The organism is Bacillota bacterium, from assembly GCA_013178415.1.
Classification (GTDB): Bacteria; Bacillota; SHA-98; order Ch115; family Ch115; genus Ch115.
In genome coordinates, this window is sequence record JABLXA010000018.1 from 26474 (window position 1) to 50731 (window position 24258).

Genomic DNA, 24258 nt, shown 5'->3' on the forward strand with positions numbered 1-24258 from the left:
TCGAACGCCTCACATAAGGGAATCAAAGTGCCCCAACTCCATAGAAAAGATAAAAGCCCGCCCTTACTGTATACGAATTCCTCAAGCTAAGTCCCTCATTCATGGAGCAACATGGTTGAAGAAGAGCTTATACCCGGCGCAGAGGTAGTTCAGTCTCCTACTCCCACCATCTGCCTACGTAAAGCGGTCCTTGTTTCCTGGATGCCGTAGCTAATGAGATGCGGTCTTTTGAGATCCCGAAACCTCTCCAACCTCGCGCTGGCGCGCAGGACTATAGAAGTAGTGGGGTCTATTTCTTGGATGAAGCTTGGTAACCCTTGAACAACTCTCTAACAAGTTCTTCTTTACTCACTTTTAGATGCACGGCAACATCACTGAGGACTCCGCTGAGGGTGCCAATTCGTAAAGGATTATGGCGAGGAATGGTGACGTGATGCTCTCCTCTAAGGATAGTGGTGAGGCGCATGTGACTCCCGGTTTGCCGCGTGATTCGATAGCCATATAGGGTAAGGAGTTGGGCCAGTTGCTCCCCCGATACATTTCTAGGAATTTTCATACAGCAATGACTTCTTCCTTCACAAAGTGCAAACGAATTATGCGAGGTAGGTTTTTTTCGTCAAAATGACAGCGGACGGCATCGCGCACTGCCTCCCTGAGGTCCTCTAGAGTGTCGCCTGCGGTGAAAATGGAGTAACCCAGTGCCCGAGCCTCATAGCCTCCTTCAGCCGATTCCTCCACTAAGAAGAATACCTCTCTATCCTCCATCAGACTCTACCTCCTTAGATTCTAATGAAATGATGCCTTTAACCTTCTTGCAATGCCGTTTCTGGTTGCTGCCGGACGCCTGTAATACAATGATAGGTTTAGCTAGTTCTATAGTACCACATCAGGGACCTTTTTAAAGAGGTCCTGCATTGAATTCGAGTCTTTGTGTTTCATCGATATGAGCCACCACTATTTTCATCATTCTAATGGTGCACGTGTCGGCATGGGCGCCTACTTACGATAAACGAATTTCTCTGGCCAAGTCCCTCATTCGCGGCGCAATATGGTTGAAAAAGAGCTTATACCCGGCACAAAGGTAGTTCAGCCCCTCACTCCCATCTTCTGACTGCGCAAAGCGATCCTTCAAGCACCCGCCGTTACAGGCAAACCGGACTGCACATTCAAGACAGCATCGAGGCAAGGCTTTCTTTTTAGCGAGGCCAAAAGCCGCCTGACGATCAGAGTTGACCAGACGCCTGAGAGGAGTCTTCAGAATATTCCCAAGTTTATATTGTGGATATACGAAGTGATCGCATGAGAAGAGATCCCCATTATGCTCCAGCACAAGGGCGCGACCGCATGTTTCGGCGTGAACACACAATGTTGACCCCAGACCGAGCCAGATTCCGAGAGCCACTTCAAAAATCTGCACGAAATATCTGCCCACATCGTGGCTTACCCACTCATCAAATATCTCGCATAGGAAACGACCATATTGAACAGGATCCACTGATTCAGGAGTTACCTCGCCATCCTTTTTCGAGTGAACTCGCCTTGTGGAAACCGTGACACTGACTGATGGGATATGGCCTCTGGTTTCATTTTGAAACTCTCCTGCTGTAGCCCCTTTGGTCCAGGGTATCCTCCTCACTATGGGGATGAATTGCATGAATTTCACGCCCTGATCCTTGAGAAAATGATAAACTTCTAGGGGGTGATCAGCGTTTATACGATTCACGGCTACAAGGGCGTTAAATTCCACTTGGTGCCTCTTCAAGACCTCGAGGCCGTGCATTACCCGGTCGAAACTAGGGGCACCCGATCTACCTACACGGAGGGAATCATGCAAATGCTGCGGGCCATCTATGCTGATGCCCACAAGAAAGTTGTGCCTCTTCAGGAATTTCCCCCATTCATCATCTAATAGAAGCCCGTTCGTCTGAAAAGCATTATGGATTATCTTCCCCTCAGGACAGTATTTGCGCTCCAGTTCCACGGCCTTTTCAAAGAACTCTACTCCAAGCAGGGTAGGCTCACCGCCCTGCCAGGCAAAATTGATCTCCGGTATATCATCTTGAGCCTCGATGTATTGCTTGATGAAGGATTCAAGGACCTCCGGCGACATTCGGAAATCCCCGACCTTAGGATATAACCCCTCTTTCTCGCGATAATAGCAATATACGCAATCTAGATTACAGATTGGACCTATCGGCTTTGCCATTACGTTGAAGCCCAGGTCCCTGGAAGCATATCTGATGCTCGTTTCTTATCCCTCACCTCTGCTTAGCTTCGCCATAGAGCCAACTCACAGGCCCGCCTAATTTAATTGATTCATCGCCCATGCAAATGTATTCAACTTTATCCGCCAAACTCCTTCCATGGACACCCACCTTTCCAAACGCCCATGCTGCCGGGGTGGGGCCATGCACGGATTTTGGCAACTATTGCAGGAAAATCCACTGCCTCGCCGAAACAAATGGATGATAATGATCTCACAGCTGAGGCCAAGTTGGAGAGTCGACATTGCCGTGGACAGGTCAATTGCCAGCGGCCAACCGGTGGGAATCAAGGAGTTGCCGGAGGGAATCTCTTGACCTTTTATTCTAAGGGGGAGAATCAATGCCAGCAAAAGGCCATGAATTTAGCTTTCAAGAGATGAATCTTGCGATTTTTCGGGGGGATGAGCCCGGGAAAGTCCTCTGGCAGCCGAGGCTGGAGTTTTGGTATCAAGTCAACAAGAAGCGCGGGACACTGCCCGACCACCTGAAGGATCTCGATCTTATTGAAGTGTATGATTACTGCCACGCGTCGATACGATATTTCTGCAACGGTCTTCGCGTCCGACATAAGAATGTCAAGGTGACGAGCAAATGGGAGGATGAAAAGAACCTCCGGCGTTTCTGGGAGACGCCTGTAGGCACACTGACGGAAGTCATCCACTACGATGAATGGCAGTTGTCAGCATACAACGTGGAATATAAGCTCAAACGACCCGAGGATTTCCGGGTGATGGAATTCATCCTCCAAGATGAAGAATGGTATTGGGATCAGACATCTTATGAAAAGGACCTGGCGCGCGTCGGCTCGCGTGGAGCGCCACAGTTCTATTTTCGTCGTTCTCCCATCCAGGGCTTATTCATTGAGAATATGGGGTTTGAGAACACAATCTATATGATGGCCGACCACCCCGATGTGATAGAACACTATGTCGGGGTGGCAACCGAGGCAGATGACATGATGTATAAGATATTGCGGGAATGCCCCACCATGATCCTAAATTTTGGAGAGAATATCGACGCGCACATGGATCCCCCATCAATCTGGCAGAGGCATCTCATTCCTTATTATCGCATGCGGACAAATGAACTACATGCCGCGGGCAAGTTCGTCCATATTCACATCGATGGTGCAATGAAGCCTCTCCTCCCGTATTTGCGTGACTGTCCCTGGGATGGAATCGAGGCTGCAACCCCAGAACCCCAAGGGGATGTGACTATTGATGAAATCAAGAATGCGATGGGAGACATGGTGCTGCTCGATGGCGTCCCGGCAGTCTATTTCCTGCCCTCCTATCCGGTGGAAGATCTCATCGCTCATGTGAAGCGAACCGTAGATCTCTTTTATCCTCGTCTTGTTCTGGGAATCTCAGATGAAATCCCGCCCAATGGAGATATCGAGCGGGTTCGCCTGGTCGGGGAACTGGTAGGGGAATTAGTGTAGCCAGATATGTTGAATATAGCCGGACTGCCCGCCATGCGCGCCACGCATCCAGCGACCGCGCTGACATGGTGGTGTCCTCCCAACTCCGGACTTGACCATCTCTGCTAGTTTTAAAATAGGCGACCGCCATTTTCATTCTTTCTTTGATGGTGCCACCTTGGCGGCGCGGGGGACCACCTTGATGGCGCAGCATCTACCTTACCTCGATGAGCCTGTATTGTCTCGTGCCAAGGCCTATTTTCTCGCCGTGAGCCAACTGAATACTCCAATCAACGCCTCTATGGATGGAACCGAATTTATCCCGGCTATCCAAGGAATCGCCAAGCCTGCTGTCAGGCATGCCCGGCGCTGAATTGACCAGGTCCACGCTGGCCTGGTCAATAGCAACTGGATCAGTGGATGCCAGGACTCCCAGGTTGGGGACTATGGGCGTATCGTTCCATGGAGCGCAATCGCAGTCTGGAGAGACATTCATGACGAAATTCATAAACCCGCACTTCTCTTTCTTTGTGCTTACCACGGCATAAGCATACTCCGCCATGCGCTCCTGAAAACCACCAACCTCGGCATCCGTCCAGTTCACCCCTATGGCCTCATCCAGACAGCTAATGGTACACTCGGCGCAGCCGATGCACTTGGAATGATCAATCCTGGCGGGATGCCCGGGCTCAAAAGATATCGCCCCTGCAGGGCACCACCTGACACAGCGCCCGCACATCCGGCATTTAGCCACATCAACCTCCGGCTTCACGCTCGAGTGCTGCTCCTGTTTGCCGGCGCGAGATGCGGAACCCATTCCCGTATTCTTTATCGCACCGCCGAACCCAGCTGCTTCATGTCCTTTGAAATGGCTCAAGACTATCATTGCATCAGCCTCGGCAATGGCGGCGCCGATGCGAGCCTCTTTCACCCTGGGCGCATTTATCGGTACCTTGACAGTGCTGTGACCGTGCAGCCCGTCCGCAACCACAAATGGGGCGCCCACCGTGGCGAAACTGAATCCATTCTGGATGGCAGATATCGCATGGTCAACGGCGTTGGAACGGCATCCTACATAAAGCGTGTTTGCATCTGTAAGAAAAGGCTTGCCCCCGCTTGCCTTCACTTTTTCCACAATCACGCGGACTACCGGAGGCTGAATGTAAGCCAGATTACCCGGCTCGCCCACATGGATCTTTATGGCGACAAAATCTCCTTTCTCAATGAGCTTCCCGAATCCAGCCCGATCATATAACGTGCTTACCTTATCCAGCAGATTTCTGCCGCTTCGAGTGCGCATATTCGAGAAATATACATCGCTGGTCAATTTCAATCGCCTGGTCCGGGGAGGATCATAGGCAACCAAATCGGCCTGTTCCCCGGCCAGACTTTCGCTCCCTTCCACATTAGGTTGATTTCCTTCTGAACTCTGGTTTATTCGCTATTCCCCAATGAGACTCCTGCAAGCCCTTATCCCAGGCTTTACACGCCCTATACACGCAGGTCACCCATCTTCTCAGTCAACCAATTGAAAGTAGAGACTGCTTATACTGTTGCCACCTTGCTCCCAGATCCATCTTGTGCTACGCTCAGTAATAGAAGAAAGAAGGGATCCTGTGTGCGAAGCGGCGTAGCTAATCTCCCGTTGCATTCCGGCAAGTGCCCGGCCTGGCTCTTCTCGCGAATGAAAGCGCTGGGGGCCGCTATAATTGAAATCATCGTGGAGGAATTCGGCCCGCAGGAGGTCCTCCGGCGTCTTTCCGATCCAATTTGGTTCCAAGCGTTCGGATGCGTCCTTGGCTTTGATTGGCATTCATCTGGCATCACGACCACTGTGTGCGGAGCCCTGAAGGAAGGGCTGCGCCCCCGCGAAGGCCATCTTGGCATCTTCTTCGCAGGCGGCAAAGGCGCAACCTCCCGGAAAACGCCGGCGGAGATTGCGGAAGCATGTGAGAAACATGGCCTGCCCTCGGAATTCATCAATCTCCAATATGCCAGTAGAATGGCGGCTAAGGTAGATTCTGCGGCCCTGCAGGACGGATATGACATATATCATCATCTGTTCGTTTTCACAACGGACGGCGGATGGGCTGTAATTCAGCAAGGCATGAATGATGCCACCGGCTGGGCAAGGCGCTATCACTGGATCGGCAGGATCTCCACTGATTTCGACTTCGTTCGCGAGCCCCACGCGGGCATTTCGTGTGACCATATAGGGGAAGCGCTCAATATGGTGGCCCTTGAAAGTGAAAGGGCTCGCCAGGCGTCAACGTCGATCGCTAAGGAAGAAACGAGAGTCGTCATCCAGGAGGTGAAAAAGGTATTGACTCTTCCTTCAGACCATGCGATCCCAGGGACGACCCGGCTCGAGAAGACCCTCAGATTGGCCTACGAACATCAACCCGAAGATTTTGAAACCTTGCTGTCACTACCTGGAGTCGGGCCGGCAACCATCAGGGCACTGGCAATGGTTGCCGAGGTGACTTATGGGGCGAAGGCAAGTCGCAGGGACCCTGTCAGGTATTCCTTCGCGCATGGAGGTAAAGACGGACATCCCTTCCCTGTCAATAAAACTGACTACGACCGGTCTATTCATGTCCTTGAGGATGCGCTGAGGAAAGCTAAGCTGGGACAAACCGACAAGCTGAAAGCGCTCAAGAGACTTGCAGCATGGCAGGGAGGAACCGTGGAAAACCACGGGAATGCACCTATGACCGTTGACTAGAGTATGACCTCACGCTAAAATGGAAATCAAGGATCAGCAGATAGACAATTGAACCATTGGGGCGCTTTGCCTGGCCATGAGGGCCCGGCTGGCTGAGACGGGCATCTGCCCGGACCCATTGAACCTGATTTGGGTAATGCCAACGTAGGGAAGCGGTTGCATATATTTGGAGATTTCTTCGAGGTTTCTGGATCTCTGCCATCTCGCCGGCGGTTTACGGCGGCGTGATCTTTGATCCAGGAGACGAAGGCTTTTCCGGCCGTGGGCTCTACGCTCCACGGCTTTTATTTATGGCCAGCTTCCTGAAAAGGTCTATCCCAGGAGGCGATTCTCTTGAAATATGAAATCACCGAATTCGACAGGACTGAGCGTGAAGTGGCGCCTGTGGCGCTGACGATTGCCGGCTCAGATAGTGGGGGAGGCGCGGGCATCCAGGCTGATATCAAAACGTTCACATCCCTCGGGGTCTTTGGAACCTCAGCGCTCACTGCCATAACCGCCCAGAATACGGTAGGTGTCCCTGGCATCCATGTCCTTGAGCCATCGTTTGTGACGGCTCAGATAGATGCCGTAGCCACAGATTTCTCTCTGTCAGCCGCCAAGACTGGAATGCTGGCAAATGCAGATATTATCCATGCGGTTGCGCAAGCCATAAGGCAACATTCTATACCTAAGTTGGTGATAGATCCTGTAATGGTCAGTAAGACTAGAGTTTCCTTATTAGAGCCACAGGCCAAGGAGGCCCTTGTCAAACAACTATTTCCTCTTGCTACTGTAGTTACTCCAAACATTCCTGAAGCCGAGGAGATCACAGGATTCCGCATTGTCGCACCGGCTGATATGCGGCGGGCAGCCATGCAAATCAAGGATCTAGGCCCCCAATGGGTCGTGGTAAAGGGTGGTCACATGGAGGGGGAAGCCATCGACCTGGCCTATAATGGGGAGGAATTCATTGAAATCTCGAGCCGAAGATATCAGACTAAGAATACCCACGGCACGGGCTGTACTTTCTCTGCGGCGATCACGGCATATCTTGCACTTGGCGCAACAGTGGTAGATGCCCTTCTAAAAGCGAAGGAATTCATCACCTGGGCGATAGCAAATTCTTTGTCGCTAGGACATGGTCATGGACCTGTAAATCATTTCTATTACCGGAGGCCTACAAACAGCGTTTGATACATGGCGAATTGGCCGATGCCCGCCCATTTCGAACAATGTATGGGCGAGTGAACGATATTGGAGGGATCGCGATGCCTACAGTCAATTTCCGATCTATAGACGATTTCCGATCTATAAATGACCTGGCCCCTCAGATTCTTGAAAGGGTCAGAAATGAAGTTCCGCTGATACACCATATGACCAACCTCGTGGTGACCAATGTCACGGCAAATGTCACCCTTGCTATAGGAGCCTCCCCGGTCATGGCTGATGCAGCAGAAGAAGTCCAAGATATGGCTGCTGCCGCCAGAGCATTGGTCCTAAATATTGGAACCCTCACGCCGGGACAAGTAGATGCCATGATTCTGGCAGGCAAGGCAGCCAACGCAAAGGGAATCCCCGTAATTCTAGATCCAGTAGGTGCCGGTGCTACTCCTCTTAGAACAAAGAGCGTGGATAAGATTCTCTCTGAGGTGAAAATATCTATCCTTAGAGGAAACGAGGCAGAGGTATCACAAGTTGGCGGATTCGGCGGGATCATAAGGGGCGTGGATTCAGTCGAGGGACATCGCGATAAAAGGATTCTTGCCACGGAGACTGCGCGGAAATTGGGATGCGTTGTGGCCGTCACTGGGCCTGAGGATTACATAAGCGATGGCAAGCGCGTGGCCATTGTAAGAAATGGGCACCCGATGCTACGACTCGTGACTGGGACCGGATGCATGGCCACCTCAGTTGTAGCAGCATTTGCCGCCGTTGAAAAGGATATGCTCCTTGCCGCCGCGGCTGCCCTCGCTTGCTATGGATATGCAGCAGAGGAAGCGGCTTCGCGAAGCTTCGGCCCCGGTACATTCCAGGCCGCGCTCTTTGATAGCATTTACAACCTTGACTCTGCCACGTTATCCCGAGGAATCCGGGCGACGCTCGAACACGATACATCGGCCCGGGTGAGGCGCCAACTCAGACTGTATGTCGTAACCGATCATGAGCTTGCCCGGGGCAGGAGTGAAGAGGAAGTAGTAAGATCAGCCATAGCTGGAGGCGCTACAGCGATACAATTCAGAGCAAAGGACTGGGACACAAGCCGGATGATCGAGGTGGGTTCAAGACTCAGGGAGATCACCGCAGCCGCGGACGTTCTTTTCATTGTAAATGATCGTGTGGATGTAGCTATAGCTGTCAACGCCGATGGCGCGCACATCGGACAAGAGGACATTCCAATAGAAATCGCGCGACAGATTCTCGGTCCAAGCAAGATCCTGGGGGTAACTATCTATAATGTGGAGCAGGCGCAGGCCGCCCAGGAGAAGGGGGCGGATTACCTGGGCACATCAGCGGTATTTCCCACCGGAACCAAGAAATATATCTCAGTGCCTCCGCTAGGCTTGGAGGGGCTTTCTCGCATAGTGAAAAGCACTTCCCTCCCCGTGGTGGCCATAGGCGGCATATCAAAGGATAATGCAGAACAGGTATTGAATACAGGAGTTACAGGAATCGCGGTGGTTTCTGCCGTAGTGGCCGCTGATGACATAGAAGGCGCTGCAAGGGACCTCCGCGCAATTGTAGATAGAATCACAAAATCCACGTGGGAAGGCTCACCAGCTTTAACCGTGGGGGATGTCAGGGGGGATAGGACTCCATGAAAATCGCAGGCGGCGAGTTTGAGCTGATCAAGCGTATAAAGGCCCAGGTGAAACCCAATCATCCAAGAGCCATCCTTGGTATTGGTGACGACGCAGCAATCTTGCCCCGGCCTTCAGGGACTCTCCTGGCATGTATTGATATGCTTGTTGAAGATATCCATTTTATATCTGGTATTATCTCGCCATGGCAGCTCGGATGGAAGGCACTGGCGGTCAATATAAGCGACATCGCCGCCATGGGTGGAACCCCCCTTTATGCTCTTGTTTCGATAGGACTCAATTCAAAAGCTGATGACGCATATATTCATGAGATCTATGAGGGTCTCACAACGATAGGAAACCGTTTTGGCGTCGAAATAGTGGGCGGCGACACAGTGAGATCCCCCGAGGCCACGGTGATTGATGTGGCCGTCATCGGAGAGGCAAAAAATCCTATAACCCGTTCCGGCGCAAAAGAAGGGGATCTTATCGCCGTCACCGGACATGTAGGTTCATCTGCGGCAGGCCTTGCCTGGCTTTTGAGCAAATCCAGAGAAGAATCCCGCGAAAAACCGGCTTTGGAAGTGGCGTATGGCGAACCTGAGTCCGACCGGGTGCAACCTCCATGGGCCGAGGAATTGATCAAGGCCCATCTTGAACCAATCCCGCAGGTGGAAGCCGGCCAACTCCTGGCCAGCACAGGAATGGTCACAGCTATGATTGATATAAGCGATGGCGTGGCCAGTGAGGTCAACCATATAGCTGAGGAAAGTGGAAAAGGTGCTATAGTGCGCGCGAATTCTCTCCCCATCAGCCAGGCCGCCCTTAGAGCCGGAGCGGTGCTCGGCCGCGACCCTCTTGATTGGGCGCTTTTCGGCGGCGAGGATTATGAACTCATATTCACCTTTCGCGAATCCGGAATAGAAAAGGTGAAACAGGCCCTTGAGGTCGCAAAGAAGGAGTTACTGGTAATCGGCAGGATCTGTGAAAAGAGTAAGGGTGTGGCACTACTGGATAGAGACGGCACATACAGAGAACTGCCGCCTGCAGGCTACAACCATTTTGCAAATAGATAATGGGTAAGACATTAATCCGCCCCAGGTGAGCTATGATCAAAATGGGGGAATGACCCTCGAACAAAATCCATCTGTACGCCTGCCCTTTCATATATCCGGCGGCAGGCCGCTTCGCCGCGCCTTATGACTTCCCGTTCATCTACGGTAAGGATTCTGCCTCCTGAAACGACGAGCCGTCCTGCCACAAAAACCATATCGACATCTCTTTCTGACCCACAGTAAACCAGATTGGCTTCAACGTCCACCAGCGGGGTCCAGCGAGCGCTTTGCGTATCTATTAACACCAGGTCCGCCTGTCGCCCTGGGGCGATCATCCCGAGCCTGTCAGATTGCAGAATCGCCCGTGAATTAGTCACAGTCGCCATACGAAGAGCCTGGCCTGCGCTGAGCGCCCCTGGATCCTCCTCCAACAGGTTCTGAACAGCCACAGCCATCCTCAATTCCTCGAGCATATTCATATCATCGTTATTTGAAGCGCAATCCGTGCCGAGGCCGACCCTGACCCCCTTTCTAATGAGGTGCGAAGCCCTGCAGGCTTTTCCAGTATTTGCAGGACGGTCGGGCAAAATATGGCAGTAGCGCCCCGGTCGGAAAGGATGTCGATATCATGCTCTGAAAGGTAAATGCAGTGAGCGGCAACAGTGCCTGGTCTGAGGATGCCGCATGAATCTGCCTGTTCTACAGGGGTCCTTCCGTAGCGCTCCCGCACCGCCTCTACTTCCCTACGGGACTGTGCCAGGTGAAGATGAATGCCCACGCCGAGCTTCTCCGCTGCCTCTCCCAGTTTTCGGAGATGTTCCGGCCACACGGTATCCGGCGCGTGCGGGGCGAACCAGGGAGTTATCAAAGGGTGTCTATTCCTCCATCTTTCAACAAAATCGAATGCCCTTTCGAATTCTTCATCCCCTGTAAATGGCCCATCTGAATTCATCACCGTATGCCCCAGAACTCCGCGGATACCGCCATCGATACACGCCTGGGCTATCTGTTCCATAAAAAAGTAGTGATCCACAAGACAAGTGGTGCCTGCTTTAAGACTTTCCACCACCCCAAGCATGGCAAGGTCGTAAATGTCCTCTTCTCTCAATGCCTTCTCTACCGGCCACATAATATTGTAGATCACATCAGGCGCGCCATGTGTTATGCCCCTCATTGTGGCCATGGCCATGTGGGAGTGTGCGTTGATGAGGCCCGGCATCAGGACCTTTCCCCTACCATCTATGATCTGCTTCGCGGAAAACCGGCTCCCCACCTCGCTATCAGGACCGGTGAAGACGATTTCATCCCCCTTGATTGCTACAGCGCCAGGGCGATAAACCGTGCCCTTTGGATCAAGGGTGAGAACTATTGCGCCGGTTATAAGGTAATCAACAACCTCATCAGCAGGGACTCTGGTTGAGGGCCGCATCTTACAAATCGCCTCCAGACTTTTACAGATCCCCACATTTGTACATGGGATAACCGACTGGATTTTTGAAAAGACACAAAAACCCCTTCTATGGTCAGGATCACCTAACGCTTAAGATACGACAGTTGCCTCCGGCCTTTCCCCTCTGAGGGCGGCAACTAGATTGCGGGAAGCCATGATACTCATATTGATGATGGATTCAGCTGTATGCGCGCCCATGTGGGGGGCAAGGACTACATTCTCAAGCCCCAAAATCTTTGAGCCTGTTGGAGGCTCTTGTTGAAATACATCCAGCCCAGCTCCCGCGATCTTCCCACTGATAAGGGCCTGGTAGAGTGCTTCCTCATCTACAAGCTCTCCACGCGCTGTATTGATAAGGTAAGCCGTCTTTTTCATGATAGAAAGCTCGTCAGCCCCAATAAAATTCTGCGTCCTCTCGGTAAGGGGAATATGCAGGGTTACATAGTCAGACTGGCGAAAGAGTTCGTCTAGCTGCACATATTCGACATGGTATGCCGAGATCAGCGCTGGATCTTCTTGTTCATCATGACACAAGATTCTCATGTCAAATCCCGAAGCTCTCCTGACCACGGCTCGCCCAATGCGGCCGGTGCCTATCACGCCCAAAGTCTTGCCCCAGACTGAGGAACCCGTGATCTTCTGCCACTGCCCAGACCGGACCTTTCGATCAGCTAGTGGTATGTTCCGGGCGCAGGCCAGCATCAAACCGAAGGCCAGATCCGCCACTGCCTCAGTATTTGCGCCAGGCGTATATGTAACAATGATCCCTCTCGCCTTTGCCGCCTCAAGATCAACATTATCCAGTCCGACTCCATATTTTGATATGACTTTGAGCCTCTTCCCCGAGGTGATCACTTTTTCTGATACCGGATCGAGTCCTACAATCATTCCATCGCATTCTCCGACCAGAGAAGCAAGCTCTTCTTCCTGCAGTAGGCGCCCTTGAGGCTTCATCCTGATGACTTCACACCCTGCGTCTTCCATAATCCGGATAGGCTCGTCAGAACCTTCGCCAAAGGATCTAGGTGTCACGAGCACCTTGTAGCGCATAGCGTTCTGCCCCTTTCGATTTCATCACAAATATGCACCATGTTGCCCTCTACCATCGTCATTTTGACGTTGATGTTCTCATCGAACAAAACTATATCTGCGTCCATCCCCACCGCGATTTTCCCTTTCCGGTCAGATATGCCAAGGATTCTGGCAGGCGTCGAAGTCATCATCGTTATTGCATCCCTGAGAGGAATCTCCGCCATTTCAACCATTGTCCTTACCAGCCGATCTGTAGTGGCTACACTCCCTGCAAAAGCACTTCGATCGGGAAGCTTAGCTACGCCGTCCTCCACAACCACTTTCTGACCATCCTTGAGGCTACCAAGTATATAGACGCCCTCCGGCATCCCTGCTGCCCTCATGGCATCGGTAACTAAGGCCAGCCGATCGGGCCCCTTGCATTTATATGCCAACTGCAAAAGGGAAGCAGGAAGGTGCTTGCCATCGGCGATAACCTCCACAGTCAGTTCGTCAATGAGCAAGGCTGCCTCCACCACTCCCGCATATCGAAATGCATCGATCCGCCGGACGGTGGACATTCCTGAATAAAGGTGCGTCACATGGCTATAACCTGATTCTACGGCCTCGAGAACCTGATCAAAGATAGCGTCAGAATGCCCGATTGAGGCAAGAATACCCCTCCTGCGAAGCTCCCGGCCGAGATCGAGGGCATTGGGAAGCTCAGGCGCAGCTGAAACCCGCACTATATTATCGGAATAATCAAGGATCCGCATATATTCCTCGGCAACTGGATTCTTTATGTAGCGTGGATCCTGGGCCCCACACATCTCAAGGGAAAAATATGGGCCCTCAAGGTGCACACCTAGGATTCTCGCCCCGGGATAGTCTTTGCCTGGCTGGAGGCGGCACGCCTTTTTCATGTTATCCAGCGTTTCAAAGAGATCTTCCATTGAACTAGTAAGGGTGGTGGGCACAAGGGCAGTCGTCCCGAAGCGCGCATGGCTCGCCGCCATAGTGAGAATGGCGTCTGCTGTGCCGTCCATTAGGTCTACCCCACCGCCCCCATGAACATGCATATCAATGAAGCCAGGCGCGGCATATAACCCATGGCAATCGATGATTTCAACCTTATCCCCGGGCCCTATGTTGGATTCAATATTATTCAATCCTAACTGGCGTCCAACCTCATCGGTCGCGCCTACATACTGGATCTTCCCACCATCTATCCATATCGCCCCGTCCTTTATCAAACGTTCTGGAGTAATGGCTACCGTGTTTATTAAACATATAGGCTTCTCCGCCATCGCGAACCCCCCACTAGGTAAGTCATTTAGATTCCGCGCCCACCCAAGTCCCGGGCATTCTTTCGCCCTATCAACAATATCCTAGACTAGGCGACCTGGTCAAGCTAACCTCATCGAGACTGTTGAACTTCCTCAGCAGCTGCTAGTCTGGCTGAGGGCGACGGCAGTTTACGCGATTCAACCAGGCTGCGTTGACAGAACGTGGGAAATATTAGCAGTCTCCTCATTCTTAACTTTCTTTTTAAATCATATAAAGCTATTCTCCACTCAATGGTAGACTCCTGCCTGGCGATCAAAACCGTGTGATACCTGCATCCCAGACATGGTCGGCAATCATGCCGGTAATCCTTAGTGTCAAAGCCGATAGGGCAACGACAACTGACATTACTGCCACCACCACTGCCCAACCCGGGAACCCCGCATCGAAAGCCTCTATCGCCGCAAACCCCAAAATCGCGGCAATGACAAGACCCATCAGCATCCCCAGGATTGTATTGAGGTTCGACTTCACCGCCTTCTGGGGATCGTTCCAATTTAACATTGGACGGACCATGTCTATAATTACGCCCCACAAACAGAAACTAAATGACGCCAACATGCCAATGAGAGTACCTACCAATAAAGACCATAGAGGAAGTCTGAGAACATACTCAATAGCGACAACTCCAGGCAGGACACCCGGAATGATCATCCACTCTGCTCCGAGCGCCTTGCCCAGCGCGACCATCCTGCCGCTCAGGGGCAAGCTCATTGGAATCCATATATTCCTCATTCCTTCCCGCGAAAATGTCGTAACCGGGATGGAAGACATAGCCGCCATGACAAGAAAATAGGCCCCGACTACGAGCGCGCCCACCGCCCCTATATCAGGAACAGAATATAATATCTTCCAAAGCTGCTCGAGCCCAGATTTGCCCACCGTAGCCGCCATAACCATCATCACCGGAAATATTACAAAACCAGCGAAACCATTGAGCACAAAGACCGGTGTCCTGAGGAATAGCCGGGCCTCGGTGATCGCGAGGGCTATACATGGGGAATGCTCGCGATATCTTGCAGCAGAAATTCCATCGACGGCGGTCTTCCCTTTTCTTCGAACTCCGGCCTCAAGGCCGCTGAGGACCCCCTCATAGAAGACCTTGTTTCCTATCGCGAGAAGAACTGCAATTCCCAATACTGATATCCCGAGGAAAAGAATGAGGTAGGAAAGGCCAGATAATGTCCCTGCCGCTGCGATAGCCTTCGTCGCCCATATACTTGGCGGGAATTGTCTCCCTACGATGTCCACGAGGTTATTGGCCGCTGAAAATACCCTTCTCATGAACTCGCTTTCTTCACCGGGGGCCGGAGCCGTTGTCTGAATGAAAATCTGGAACCCGACTACAAGGATAATGAATAGAAAGCCGCCAGTCATGACGAGAGCGTCTTTTCTTCGAGAGAGGTTTGTAAACCGCATCAGGAGTATCGCCGGGATGGCGGCAATGGCCAGTGGAATTATGGGAAGCGAGAGAAAAATCGCTATTGCCGTTGACCAATATGCAAACGTGTTCGTACCAGCCTTGGCACTATAGGCAATGAATAAGGGGATGAGAAATACTGCAAGTCCAACATATTCATTTGCGAGGATCACCGAAAACTTTCCCAATAGCACCTCCGCTGGCGTGAAGGGAAGAGGGATCAAAACAGGCAGATCATTCGAGAAATAGAAAACTGCTATAACCAGGACAAAGCCTAAGATCAACACTATAACCTGAGATAGCAGAATGCCGAGCATAAGGGTCAGGCCCTCCTGCCCTAGGGCAGCGGCCGCATCATAATACATGGACGCAAATACGAAGATCCCAATGGCCAACAAGGTGGCAAGGATACCGATAGAAAGCGCAATGAGGATTGGTTCCCATAGGCGTTCGCGCTTTTTCAGGTAATAATAACGTGAATGCGATATACCGAAATTCATGTTTAGTTGTGTTAGAATCAAGGATAAAAGGCGCTTTCTCATCCGCTTTGGCCCCTTTTCCCCGCTTCAGGCAGCCTAAGTCCACCATCTAGCGTCACTTCTTCCGTTAATTCAAGAAAAATCTCCTCGAGGGACTTATTTGTTTTGTGCATGGCGCGAAGCTCTTCCATTGTGCCGGAAGCAATAAGGCGCCCTTTGTTGATGATGCCCACTCTATCACATAGCCTTTCTGCAACCTCGAGTATATGGGTGGAAAAGAATACTGCATTCCCACGATCGCAGTGCTTCCGCATAAGCTCTTTGAATAGGTGAGAAGACCGCGGATCAAGGCCTACCATGGGTTCGTCCAGGATTAAGAGGCGGGGGTCATGAATCAGGGCGCCCATGAGAGCCAATTTCTGTTTCATACCATGTGAATAGCTCTGAATTATATCAGTAATTGCCTCGCTCAATTCAAACATATCCGCGAGATCCTGGATTCGTCGCCTTCTTTCGTCTTTTGAAACGCCAAACACATCCGCAATGAAGTTGAGATATTCGATACCAGTTAGCCTGTCATATAGGTCCGGATTATCGGGGACATATCCGATCTGGCGTTTAGCCCGAATCGAATCCTCCGCGACGTCAAGACCGTCCAGAGTGATTCGCCCCTTATCAGGCCTCAGGAGTCCCACAATCATCTTTATAGTAGTGGTTTTCCCAGCACCATTAGGGCCAAGAAAGCCGAAGATCTCGCCTGGTCTAACTCCAAGGTTAAGGCTATCAACCGCAGGTCGCGCGCCTCCGCGATAGGTCTTGGTAACCCCCTGTAGATTTAATAAAAAAGCCTGACTCACTCTGTTGACCCCCTCACAAATCTCGCGTTTCAAATAGATGCGACGCGATAGCGCATAAGGCCGGATCACAGGGCGACATGCAGCAAAGTCGCGTCCGACGGGACGGTAGCACCATCCCCGGCTACGCTGCGTCCGCCGGGAGGAGTGCCCATCCCCACCGCCGCCCCAAATCACCGGGCGCCCTATTTCCTAGACCAGAGCTGCAGCGGCTGCGTCAAGGAAGAGGGTGGCCTTCTGGTGCTTACGTAGCGCGGTCGCTGGACATTCTGTAGATATCGGGCCATGCAAAGTGCGCTCCACCGCCTCTGTTTTGGTCGGCCCAGGCACCATGCAATAGATTTCCTTGCAAGACATTAACGCAGGTACAGTAAGCGTCAAGGCATGGGTCGGAACATCTTCGAGCCGCGGAAAACAGCCATCATGAACCTGCTGCATACGGCATCGCTCTTCCAGCTGGACTATCTTCATTATTTTAGGATCATTAAAATCGGCCACGGGTGGGTCATTAAATGCAATATGCCCATTTTCTCCGATCCCCAGACAGCCTATATCTATAGGATTTTTCCGTATGAGCTCTGCATACCTTTCACATTCTTCCTCAGGGTTGGCGGCATTACCATCTATGAAATAGACTTTGCCAATTTTTACGCGGTTAAATATATGCTCTCGGAGATAAGTGGAAAAAAGCTGGGGAGCCCCCGCTGGCAATCCCACATACTCATCCATATGAAACGCGACTACCTTGGGCCAGTCAATGCCTGGGAAGGAACAAAGCGCATCCAGAAATTCATTTTGCGATGGCGCTGCAGCGAATACCATGGTACAAGATCCTTTCAGGCTGAGGTACTTCTTTATACCCTCGGCCACGGCCAGCGCAGCAGCATGCCCCATCTCTTGACGAGTCTCGTAACTTTTAACGTTCAACTTATCTACGATAAATTCTTTCAAGGCCTGCGGATTCAATTGCATATGAGACCTACCTCCTAACAGTAATCTACCAAACAGAAGATTCGCCCACAGGTAAGATGTTTCCTGCCTAAGACAATGGGAGCGCATGAATCCATTGCTTCTCTGAACCCCCCACCCCCATTGTCATCTACATGAATCCCTAGCGCGCCCGAGCTAGATTTCACTCGCGACTGCTGCTACCTTCTGGTTTCACAGGGAATTCCTCAAAAATTCCGCAGTTTCCTCGGGACGCGCCACATTTATATACATCCCCGTCCCGATCTCAAACCCAGCCTGTATTGTCAATTTCGGCAAGATTTCGATATGCCAGTGAAAGAAATGATCTCCATGACATGGAGAGGTGTGCAGAACATAATTGTATGCTGGATCCCCAAGAGAAATAGACAGCGCCTTTAGCGCTTCCGTCATGACCCGCGAGAGTCCTTCCAGGGATGGATCATCTTCGAGTTCGAACCTGGACTGATGATTTATGGGAATCACCCATGTCTCAAAAGGAACACGTGACGCGAAAGGCTGAAAGGCCACATAGCCATCCTGAACCGCCAGGAGTCGTGACCCAGTTTCTACCTCTTCATGTATCATATCGCAATAAACGCATTTGCCGTTCGCCTCGTAATATAATTGGGTTCCTTGCAGTTCCTTTGCGATCACCGGCGGGATCAATCCTAAGGCTGATATCTGCGAGTGTGGATGCTCAAGCGACGCCCCGGCAGGACGTCCATGGTTGCGGAAGATGAGTATATATTCGAGGCGCGGATCATCTTCCATGATCATCCGATACCGTTGGCGATAAGCTTTCAAGACCATGTGAAATTCAGCCGCTGCCATGAGACCGGGGCTTATATCATGACGGGGGGTCTCAATTATAACATCATGCACGCCAGTTGCGCTCTTGATAGAATAAATGCCCGACCGCGACTCTGAGTATTTTCCCTGCGAAAACGCAGGAAATTTGTTTGGAACTACACGTACCTTCCAGCCTCCGGAATCTGCTGGCGCAGAGGCATCTCTATAAGCGAAAACCTCTGGCGGAGTCTCTCGTTCATTGCCCGGACAGAATGGGCAATCAGGTTTGAACGATGGTTTTGACTGGATGGCCTCGAAATTCTTCGATGTGAAATTCTGCGGCCTTCTGGCGCGTTCCGTGGCAATGACTGTCCAGTCCCCAGTGATGATATCTTGACGTAATTCTGGCATCTCACAACCTCCTGGCTAGAATAGTAATACAAACTTAAAGGTAATCAGTAGATTTCCCGGGAAATGATGACACACAATAGCGGATTCGTCGATATAATATTGTGAGTCTAATTATGGAGCAGGGGTGCTACTCCTGAGAGGAGCCGGAAGGGGGTAAAGATAAAATGTTCGAACTCCTGGAGCGCCTCCTAAGTCCTATCCTCAAGCGGCAAAAGAAGACGTGCATCCTCATAATCAAGAAGAATCGGGCTTGAGACTGTAATAAATGACATTGCTTGCTATGGCTTTATGGGCCCGTGGACGTTCATCTGCCGAAAGCCTACGGGCTCTATAGCATGCCCAGAAACACCGCCACCAGGATGGCTGGCAACATATTTTCGACCTTTAATTTGGCCAGGCCAAGCATATTGATTCCAATCCCCAGGATCATTATCCCTCCCACCGCTGTCATAGCTGTAATTACGGGATCTGTAAGAAGAGGTCGGACCAGGGAAGCGGCAAGGGAAATGCCGCCCTGAAAAAGGAGGATTACAAGCGCGGAGAAGGGAACGCCTATTCCCAAGGTTGAGGCGAAGGCTATTGAGCACACCCCATCCATAATTGATTTAGTAAGAAGTATTTGATAATTCCCATATAGACCATCCTGGATTGACCCAACGACTGCCATGGGGCCGACGCAAAAGAGGAGACTAGCGGCAATGAACCCCTTATTGAATCCATCCCTGGCCGCAAACCTCGATTCAAACCAGCTCCCCAGAGAGTCCAACTTTACATCGATCCGCAAAAGCTCTCCCAGAACCCCTCCGATGACGAGGCTGAATAACACGACTAGTGGGCTTTTCCCCTGTTGAGCCATGTTGACGCCAAGCACCATCGTAAAAAGACCTACCCCCTGAACCACAGGAATGGTGAGCCGCTCTGGGATCCTCTGTTTAAGTGAAAGTCCAATTATACTGCCTAGCACAACAGTTGCTACGTTTGTCAGAGTACCTATCACTCCGCGGCCCCCCATCCCATCTCCCCGGAAACTCACATGAGGAATTTAACATAAACAAGGTGTTTATGCAATGCCATTAATTGGATTAAACTACCACAGCTTCATGGCCTCGCGACATTCGTTGAGAGTGGCCTCAGCGATTACCTGTGCTCGAGATGCTCCCTCCGCGAGGATGTTACGTACAAAGTCGGGATCCTTGGCATATTCCTCGCGGCGCTCGCGTAAAGGCGCAATAAACGCTTCCAGCAGGTCAAAGAGCCGCCTCTTGCACTGGACACACCCGACTTTTGCGTTCCGGCATTCCTCAGACACTCCCGCCGCCGTCTCTTGTGCTATAGCCTCGTAAAATTTATAGGCAATACAGACATCCGGGTGACCGGGGTCTGTCCGGTGGATTCTCTCAGGATCGGTTACTAGATTCATGACTTTGTTCCGTATCTCATCCGAAGAGGCAGTCATAGCAATCTCATTTCCATAGCTTTTTGACATCTTCCGCCCATCAACGCCCGGCAGGAGCTTTACGTGGGTCAATAGAGTCTCCGGCTCTGGGAATATAGGTCCAAAAAAGTGGTTGAACCTACGAGCTATTTCCCTTGTAAGCTCTACATGCGGCACCTGGTCTTCCCCTACCGGAACCCCCTCGGCCTTATATGCCAGGATATCGGCGGCCTGGAGAACTGGATAACCCAGGAATCCATATGTGGCAATCTCACGGCCCGCCAACTCGCGAAGCTGTTCCTTATAGGTTGGCACTCTTTCTACCCAGCCGAGCGGTGTGACCATTGATAGGAGTAAATGGAGCTCCGCGTGTTGCTTCACGTGGGACTGCACAAATATTATGCTTCGCTCTGGATCAAGTCCCGCCGCGAGCCAGTCAAGCACCATTTCATAGACGTTTTCCCTTATGCCGCTCGTATCCTCATAGCCTGTGGTCAGTGCATGCCAATCAACTACAGCATACACACACTGGTAAGTATCCTGGAGACGTACCCAGTTGCTAAGAGCGCCGAAATAGTTACCCAGATGAAGCTTCCCCGTAGGTCTCATGCCGCTAAAGATTCGCTTCTTTGTCTCCATTATTTCACTTTCCTCCCCATCGGGCGCAGGGCGAGATCAACTACATGTCGAACCATCCGGCTTTATTTGCCTATTGCGGGTTGATGATTCTTGCCCCTGACCGCCCGCTCACTCATGATAACCAATGGATAGAGCACAACCAGTGCGATAGTATTGACTAGAGCAGCCGGCAACACAACCGTGGTGAATAGAACCTTAAATGGCCCAGGAAGCCCAGCTATCAATGCCGCTGATCCCAGGAAAATAGTGCCGCTTATTATTGTTCCCAGCACTCCAATCACGACTACGGTCACCTTCTCTCCCACCGCCGGCTTTAACAGACGAATAAGGCCCATAACGATGAATGTGGTCAGTATCTTGTCGATGACGTTCGGGAGCTGGCCACCAGGAAAGGTAGTCGTAAGAGCCGTCAATATCCCGCCTATTATACCAGCTTCCACGGTAAGCCTCGGATCCGTCTCCATGAGCAAAACAATGAAAAGCATGCTCAGCAGCAGATCGGGCTTCATCCCCAGCATAATAGGAGGAACCACATAGTGCAAGACCAGACCAATGGCCATAAGAAGGGCAACCTGAATGAACCTGTTGAGTTTCATTTTCTCTCACTCTCCCTTTTTTCCTTCCTGTGATACAAAAAACCCCGTCCTATATAAGGACGGGGCAATTCCCGTGGTGCCACCCTAATTGACCCACTCAGATCACCTGGTAAACCCATGATACCACCTGGTGACAACAGGTCATGCGCAAAATGCCACTAAATCCATGATAAGTAAAATCTACCAGATGAAATCGTTGCAGGTCCGCTCACTTCTCAAGACACAGGCCAGACAAAACTAGCCGATGTCCTTCCCTTTTAACGGCGGGTCCCGTCTCCGCCTACTCGCAGGGCCCCCCTGCATGTCCACCGGGAGATATTTCCCGGGAAAACATCGGCCCGGCTTTTGGGGAGAGACTCCCGGGCCCATTCATTGCGCCGCAGGCGCTGACTCTCAGCAATCGTCAGCTCTCTGTGGCCTGAGTCACGCAATTACTATTCCCGCTCATCATCTTCTCAGGCTATGTCATGCAAGATCAGATATTTGTATTTACAGTATAACTCGTCGACCATCCCCATGAAACCCCTATTTCCTCCCAGAAGTCAGCAAATTTGATCTTAAATCCACATGACGAATTACTGGCGAGTATATTGCTCAAAAATTCTGCCATTCGCTGTGAAAAACTCAATCTCCGATCGGATATTCCTTCCGATAGCGGTGGCTCCCTTCGCTTCTGCTAAAATACCGTCAGATACTGATCTATCTCCCACTTGTGAACCTGGGTCCTGTAGATATCCCATTCCAACTGCTTAGCCTCTATGAAGCGCTGGGAGATATGCGGGCCAAGGGCGCTCATTATGACTTCATCCTTCTGCAACTCTTCAAGCGCCTCTGCAAGCGAGCCGGGGAGACTGTCTATCCCCATTTCCTTTCTCTCGGCGGGGGACAAGGCATATATGTTCTTGTTGACGGGTTCAGGAGGAAGTATCTTGTTCTTTATGCCATCGAGGCCTGCCTTCAGCATCACTGCCAGGGCAAGATAGGGATTACATGATGGATCAGGGCTCCTGAGTTCCAGCCGGGTCTTCTTGCCGCGGGCGGCTGGCACCCTCACAAGCGGGCTCCTGTTTCGCTCAGACCAGGCAATGTATACGGGGGCTTCATATCCTGGCACCAGACGCTTGTATGAATTTACGGTGGGGTTGGTTACGGCCGTGAAGGCTCTGGCGTGCTTCATGAGCCCCCCAATATACCACAGGGCCACGTCACTCAACTGGTATTTCCCATTTGGATCGAAGAAAGCGTTCTCATCACCGGCAAACAGAGACTGATGTGTGTGCATTCCGGAACCATTTACACCAAACACAGGCTTGGGCATAAATGTGGCGTTCAAACCATGCCTCTGCGCGACGACCCGCACCACGAACTTAAAGGTTGCGATGTTATCAGCCGTCTTAAGACCATCGGCATATCGAAAATCTATTTCATGCTGCGCCGGCGCAACCTCGTGATGGGAAGCTTCTATCTCGAACCCCATGCTCTGAAGGGCGATCACCATATCACGGCGGGCCTCCTCCCCGAGGTCTATCGGCGAGAGGTCGAAGTAACCTGCCTGGTCACAGGTGCTAGTTGTCGGACGTCCTCCTTCATCTCTGTTGAACAGGAAAAATTCTGGCTCAGGCCCAGCCATCATGGCAAATCCCATATCAGCTGCTTCCTTCAGCACGGCTTTCAATGCATTTCTGGGACATCCTTCGAAAGGAGTGCCATCAGGGCTATAGATGTCACACATCAGCCGGGCTATGGTGCCATTTCCTATTGTCCATGGAAATACCGTAAATGTGGAGGGATCAGGACGAAGATACATGTCGGACTCTTCGATTCGGACAAACCCCTCTATTGATGATCCATCAAACATAATATCTCCATTAAGGGCCGCTTCAAGCTGTTCAACAGGGATGGCAACGTTCTTGAGAACACCGGTGATATCAGTAAACTGCATATGGATGAATTTCACGTCAAGCTCCTTGGCCTTTCGCATTACATCTTCTTTTGTAAACTCTGGCATCTTTATTTCTCCTCTCCATCAATCGTTTCTTATTTTATCAAGCGCCTTCATCAGCGCCGCTTGATCAGACACCGGATATAGAGAATGTAGAATGACTGGCCTTTCGTCGTCACCTTCAAGAGGGGCAGCTCCCCTGACAGAGGCAGCCCTGGAACCTTCCCGCAGACTGACCCTGCTCTCGCGGGCTTTTCTCTCCTCAAACCTCTCTTTGACTTCCTTCACGCGAAATCCCTGTTCCATCATCCCCTTTACCTGCTTGAGTATCAGGATGTCCTTTCCAGAATACATCCTGGTGCCGCCCTTTGTCCTATAAGGAACAACCAGGCCCATCTTGTCATAATACCTTATCTGGCGCTCGGTCAGGCCTACAAGCCTTTTGACTACCCCGATAGGAAATACTGGTGTATCAAGATCTGGCTCCAATTTCCCCACCTCCCGGCTTGCCTCAGGGCGGACCCATTGATTCATGTGTGGTGTGATTGGCTTATGTGTGATTATATTTGTTAGAAAATCCGACGTCAAGCAATATGTTAGAAAATCTGACATATTGGGAATATGGTCCGCTATGGTATAATAAAAAAGCAGAGGGTGGCATCGAATCTCCTGAAC

At 51.4% G+C, this 24258-nt stretch carries 22 protein-coding genes, 1 pseudogene, 1 riboswitch and 1 other annotated feature; of the genes and pseudogenes, 6 read left to right on the top strand and 17 right to left on the bottom strand.

The features are described 5' to 3' along the window. Positions 1-289 precede the first annotated feature (289 nt). From HPY52_13230 to HPY52_13240, 3 genes are all read right to left on the bottom strand, one after another. Complete coding sequence (locus HPY52_13230) at positions 290-556, bottom strand: type II toxin-antitoxin system HicA family toxin (protein ID NPV81212.1); 267 nt, start codon at positions 554-556, stop codon at positions 290-292. Next, positions 553-765 carry a 2-oxoisovalerate dehydrogenase gene (locus tag HPY52_13235; protein NPV81213.1) on the bottom strand — a complete coding sequence of 71 codons (213 nt, stop codon included), beginning with the start codon at positions 763-765 and terminating at the stop codon, positions 553-555. Before HPY52_13235 ends, HPY52_13230 begins: the two co-directional genes overlap by 4 nt. Positions 766-1000: 235 nt before the next feature. Beyond that, complete coding sequence (locus tag HPY52_13240) at positions 1001-2206, bottom strand: anaerobic sulfatase maturase (GenBank protein NPV81214.1); 1206 nt, start codon at positions 2204-2206, stop codon at positions 1001-1003. 398 nt (positions 2207-2604) lie between these two features. Here HPY52_13240 and HPY52_13245 point away from each other — a divergent pair, with 398 nt between their 5' ends. Then, positions 2605-3705 (top strand): hypothetical protein, encoded by a 1101-nt coding sequence (locus HPY52_13245; protein NPV81215.1) that lies wholly within the window; start codon positions 2605-2607, stop codon positions 3703-3705. 193 nt (positions 3706-3898) lie between these two features. Here the strand turns inward: HPY52_13245 and HPY52_13250 are convergent, their stop codons facing one another. Beyond that, positions 3899-5011, bottom strand: coding sequence for a DUF362 domain-containing protein (locus HPY52_13250; protein ID NPV81216.1), 1113 nt, complete (start codon positions 5009-5011; stop codon positions 3899-3901). A 291-nt stretch (positions 5012-5302) separates the two neighbouring features. On the opposite strand from HPY52_13250, the gene HPY52_13255 reads away from it, so the two are divergent. The 5 genes and pseudogenes from HPY52_13255 to thiL all read left to right on the top strand — a co-directional run bounded on the left by HPY52_13255 (position 5303) and on the right by thiL (position 10265). Further along, positions 5303-6409: a DUF763 domain-containing protein gene (locus tag HPY52_13255; protein ID NPV81217.1), complete on the top strand. Its 1107-nt coding sequence runs from the start codon at positions 5303-5305 to the stop codon at positions 6407-6409. 47 nt (positions 6410-6456) lie between these two features. Continuing rightward, a riboswitch (TPP riboswitch) is annotated at positions 6457-6578 on the top strand. A gap of 206 nt (positions 6579-6784) precedes the next feature. Then, positions 6785-7585 (top strand): bifunctional hydroxymethylpyrimidine kinase/phosphomethylpyrimidine kinase, encoded by an 801-nt coding sequence (gene thiD / locus HPY52_13260; protein ID NPV81218.1) that lies wholly within the window; start codon positions 6785-6787, stop codon positions 7583-7585. A gap of 74 nt (positions 7586-7659) precedes the next feature. After that, positions 7660-8484: pseudogene (gene thiM / locus HPY52_13265) on the top strand (hydroxyethylthiazole kinase). 30 nt (positions 8485-8514) lie between these two features. Beyond that, complete coding sequence (gene thiE / locus HPY52_13270) at positions 8515-9210, top strand: thiamine phosphate synthase (GenBank protein NPV81219.1); 696 nt, start codon at positions 8515-8517, stop codon at positions 9208-9210. After that, the gene (thiL, locus tag HPY52_13275) at positions 9207-10265 is read left to right on the top strand and encodes a thiamine-phosphate kinase (GenBank protein ID NPV81220.1); all 1059 of its coding nucleotides are present in this window, start codon (positions 9207-9209) and stop codon (positions 10263-10265) included. Before thiE ends, thiL begins: the two co-directional genes overlap by 4 nt. An 11-nt stretch (positions 10266-10276) precedes the next feature. Here thiL and HPY52_13280 read toward each other — a convergent pair whose 3' ends face one another. From HPY52_13280 to HPY52_13340, 13 genes are all read right to left on the bottom strand, one after another. Next, positions 10277-10831: an amidohydrolase family protein gene (locus HPY52_13280; protein NPV81221.1), complete on the bottom strand. Its 555-nt coding sequence runs from the start codon at positions 10829-10831 to the stop codon at positions 10277-10279. Next, positions 10720-11673, bottom strand: a complete 954-nt coding sequence (locus HPY52_13285) for an amidohydrolase family protein (GenBank protein NPV81222.1) — start codon at positions 11671-11673, stop codon at positions 10720-10722. The genes HPY52_13280 and HPY52_13285 overlap by 112 nt, the downstream gene beginning before the upstream one ends. 111 nt (positions 11674-11784) lie before the next feature. Continuing rightward, complete coding sequence (locus HPY52_13290) at positions 11785-12744, bottom strand: phosphoglycerate dehydrogenase (GenBank protein ID NPV81223.1); 960 nt, start codon at positions 12742-12744, stop codon at positions 11785-11787. After that, on the bottom strand, positions 12723-14012 hold the full coding sequence (nagA, locus tag HPY52_13295) for an N-acetylglucosamine-6-phosphate deacetylase (protein ID NPV81224.1): 1290 nt from the start codon (positions 14010-14012) through the stop codon (positions 12723-12725). Before nagA ends, HPY52_13290 begins: the two co-directional genes overlap by 22 nt. A 292-nt stretch (positions 14013-14304) precedes the next feature. Beyond that, positions 14305-16011, bottom strand: a complete 1707-nt coding sequence (locus HPY52_13300; GenBank protein NPV81225.1) for a hypothetical protein — start codon at positions 16009-16011, stop codon at positions 14305-14307. After that, positions 16008-16805: an ABC transporter ATP-binding protein gene (locus HPY52_13305; protein NPV81226.1), complete on the bottom strand. Its 798-nt coding sequence runs from the start codon at positions 16803-16805 to the stop codon at positions 16008-16010. Before HPY52_13305 ends, HPY52_13300 begins: the two co-directional genes overlap by 4 nt. Before the next feature lie 189 nt (positions 16806-16994). Beyond that, the gene (locus tag HPY52_13310; protein ID NPV81227.1) at positions 16995-17774 is read right to left on the bottom strand and encodes a glucosamine-6-phosphate deaminase; all 780 of its coding nucleotides are present in this window, start codon (positions 17772-17774) and stop codon (positions 16995-16997) included. Positions 17775-17963: 189 nt separating this feature from the next. Beyond that, positions 17964-18971, bottom strand: coding sequence for a DUF4921 family protein (locus tag HPY52_13315; GenBank protein NPV81228.1), 1008 nt, complete (start codon positions 18969-18971; stop codon positions 17964-17966). 328 nt (positions 18972-19299) lie between these two features. After that, positions 19300-19968: a DUF554 domain-containing protein gene (locus tag HPY52_13320; protein ID NPV81229.1), complete on the bottom strand. Its 669-nt coding sequence runs from the start codon at positions 19966-19968 to the stop codon at positions 19300-19302. Positions 19969-20058: 90 nt separating this feature from the next. Further along, on the bottom strand, positions 20059-21045 hold the full coding sequence (gene trpS / locus HPY52_13325) for a tryptophan--tRNA ligase (GenBank protein ID NPV81230.1): 987 nt from the start codon (positions 21043-21045) through the stop codon (positions 20059-20061). Between the two features lie 62 nt (positions 21046-21107). Further along, positions 21108-21641, bottom strand: a complete 534-nt coding sequence (locus HPY52_13330) for a tryptophan transporter (protein NPV81231.1) — start codon at positions 21639-21641, stop codon at positions 21108-21110. A 52-nt stretch (positions 21642-21693) separates the two neighbouring features. Next, positions 21694-22098, bottom strand: a binding site (T-box leader). A gap of 219 nt (positions 22099-22317) precedes the next feature. After that, positions 22318-23649, bottom strand: coding sequence for a type I glutamate--ammonia ligase (gene glnA, locus HPY52_13335; GenBank protein NPV81232.1), 1332 nt, complete (start codon positions 23647-23649; stop codon positions 22318-22320). Between the two features lie 18 nt (positions 23650-23667). Next, positions 23668-24117 carry a MerR family transcriptional regulator gene (locus HPY52_13340; protein ID NPV81233.1) on the bottom strand — a complete coding sequence of 150 codons (450 nt, stop codon included), beginning with the start codon at positions 24115-24117 and terminating at the stop codon, positions 23668-23670. Positions 24118-24258: the final 141 nt, after the last annotated feature.